This is a genomic window from Chitinophagaceae bacterium, assembly GCA_030053935.1.
Taxonomy (GTDB): domain Bacteria; phylum Bacteroidota; class Bacteroidia; order Cytophagales; family JASGCU01; genus JASGCU01.
Window position 1 is genome coordinate 1 of record JASGCU010000149.1, and the last position, 2,905, is coordinate 2,905.

Consider the following 2,905-nt stretch of genomic DNA (forward strand, 5'->3'; position numbering starts at 1 on the left):
CCAAGAGAAATATCTGCATCGCAAGATAGAAAATTGTAAACAGTTTCTTTCTTTTCCTGTATGTTTTCAAAAATATCTATAAGATGGGTTCTAAAAATTCAAAATTACCGTATTTTGTTGGTAAATAAGGTTGAAGAAGTAATTGTTTGACCTCCACAGCCCCTCCAAAGGAGGGGAGGTTTTTATTTATTGTTACAAAAAAACAATATTTTTTTAGTAGTTTACAAAAGTTTTACAGTTTCCATTTTATAGTATTATTCAATTTAATTTTATGTATTATCAACTTAATTTGTTAATTTTATATATTTGAAAAAAATGTGTAATTTCGGCTATAAGTGGCGGATGTTAATATTTTTTTTAATTTCATTTGTAATGAGTATATGTCAATGTGCCGAATTTTCCTATGAACAAAAACACAATCTACAAAAGAAAATCAGAATTAGACGCATTTTACACGGATCCAAAGATTGCTAAATGGTGTTATGATTTACTTGCTCCCTTTTCTTTGGATACATTTACTTTGTTTTTGGAGCCATCTGCAGGAAATGGTTCTTTTTACTCTCTATTCCCGAAAGAGAAAAGGTTAGGATTAGACATAGTTCCTCAAAATTTGGAAATACAAAAGAAAGATTTTTTTACATTTTTTCCCGAAAAAAAAGGAGTAGTAACTATTGGAAATCCGCCCTTTGGTAAAAACTCCTCTCTATCCGTTAAATTTTTTAACCACGCAGCACAATTTTCAGACATGATTGCTTTTATTGTTCCAAAGACCTTTCAAAAAGCATCCATTCAGAACCGACTCAATAGATTTTTTGTTCTCAAATTGGATAGGGATTTACCAAAAAACTCTTTCCTCCTCAACGGGGAAAAATATGATGTGCCTTGCTGTTTTCAAGTATGGGAAAAGACGGAAAAAAAGAGAATGTCCCTACAAGTGGATTTAAAAAGTGATGCATTTTCATTTGTAAAAAAAGAAGAGGCGAACTTTGCGCTGAGGAGAGTGGGAGGACGGGCTGGTAAAGCCACCAAAGACGTAGGTTCTTGCTCTCAAACCACTCATTATTTTTTAAAAACCAATTTTTCGCCCGATTGGTTAATAGAAAAAATTAATACCATTGATTTTACAAAAATTTCTTCCGCTACGGCAGGCGTGAGGAGTTTGTCTAAGCCCGAATTTGTAAGTGCTTTAAAGAAAATACTATGAGTAAAAACCAGTTACATGGGAAAAAATACGAAGATCATATTAAATCGGCTTTTTCAGGAAGTTCGGATAGCGAAAGATCACCTCAAAGTAATTGGGATATTGAAAAAAAATATGATAAAGAATTTGGATTCCCAACATCTATAAAAACGACAAAAAATAATATTGTAGGGCTTTCTGACACTAGATCTTTTTGGAGTATAAATGAATCTTTCAGAATGTTAGTTGGCTGTTATAAACAAACCAATGCCGTAAAAGAATTTTTTATTTTATACGAATTTATAATATCAGCAGAAGAACACAAATTTTTACTAAGGGAACTATCATATAACGAGATAGAAAAATTTCATAATCATTTACTCACTTTTAAAAAAGGAAAACACGAAGAAGCAAGAATATTTGCAGAAAATGAAATCAAAAAGTTCATTTATCATATTAAATCCAAAAATAGATTCTAAAAAACAAAGAAGATTACAATGTTCTGTTAACTTAGAAGTACTAAAATCACACATCAAAAATTATAAAGAATACATTGATTTTTATAAAGAAATACAAATAGATATAAAAATAAAAAGTTCAAAAAGAGTTTTATGAATTATTAATTGACTCACCTTACGCAAAAAATATATTCAAAGAATTTATTTTAATATTGTAATGGTTGGTAACTTTAAAGATGACAAATTCCATGGACAAGGCACATTGTATGGGATGGCAATATAATACTTTCATGCTATTGGAAAGATGGTACCTTTATGGGATATACATTTGTGCCAAATGATGATTAAGGAGCTTGCTTAGGTTTTCGCTTGGTATTAGTTCCATAGGTATTGTGGAACGAGAATGATTCTTATAAGGGTAGGTTTTATCCTGCCCTTATATTTTTTATTAAGTTTTATACAAGCGGTAATAGGGATACATTAACAAAATATAATAAAATATATGTATAAGGTCATTCTTTTGATGTCTCAATACTTTTATACAGTGGTGAGATTCTTCTTCGGATAATACTATGGTATCTTCTGCAATAGTTTTTGAGTAAAAAAAAATTCTATTCATAGTTTATAAGTATTTGTATGTTACTTGTTCTCGCAAAATTTTTCACTATACGCATGTAATCTCGTTGCTTACAAAGATATTTCTCATCCATTCCATCAGCAAATACAGTAGAAGTAGTAATTTTTGCTCCCAAACCAAGATTTAATAACCGCCTTGAAAGAACCTTTATAAAAAAGTGGTACTCATGAAAAGATAAAAAACACCAAGAGAAATATCTGCATCGCAAGATAGAAAATTGTAAACAGTTTCTTTCTTTTTCTGTATGTTTTCAAAAATATCTATAAGAAAAAAATGATTTTTCCTTTACAGAACCCACGCTTTCAAACGTGGGCTTTTTTTATTTTATAATTCCAATGAGTAAAAAGAGACACCAGAAAATGATATACAACGAAAACAAAATTATTTATAAAAACTCCCCAAGAATTTAAAGAATCTATCGTTCATTGGGTATATAAAAATGTACCAACAGAAGAAATATTAAAACCACCTACATAAAATTAGAAGGTTTTTTGCTATAAAATCACTCATTAACAAAAATTAACATCTTTTTTTCGTTTTTTTAAGTAAAATTCAAAAAAAAATATAACTTGTGGAAAATAAAAAATAAATGTTTTATATTCAATGTTTAATTTATTTTTGTGAAATAAT

At 29.1% G+C, this 2,905-nt stretch carries 3 protein-coding genes; 2 read left to right on the forward strand and 1 reads right to left on the reverse strand.

The features are described 5' to 3' along the window. Positions 1-403 precede the first annotated feature (403 nt). Both QM536_09750 and QM536_09755 read left to right on the forward strand, forming a co-directional pair. Entirely contained in the window at positions 404-1,204 is an 801-nt protein-coding gene (locus tag QM536_09750) for a hypothetical protein (protein MDI9357293.1), read from the forward strand. Next, positions 1,201-1,659, forward strand: coding sequence for a hypothetical protein (locus tag QM536_09755; protein MDI9357294.1), 459 nt, complete (start codon positions 1,201-1,203; stop codon positions 1,657-1,659). The genes QM536_09750 and QM536_09755 overlap by 4 nt, the downstream gene beginning before the upstream one ends. A gap of 427 nt (positions 1,660-2,086) precedes the next feature. Here the strand turns inward: QM536_09755 and QM536_09760 are convergent, their stop codons facing one another. Then, positions 2,087-2,257, reverse strand: coding sequence for a hypothetical protein (locus QM536_09760; protein ID MDI9357295.1), 171 nt, complete (start codon positions 2,255-2,257; stop codon positions 2,087-2,089). Positions 2,258-2,905: the final 648 nt, after the last annotated feature.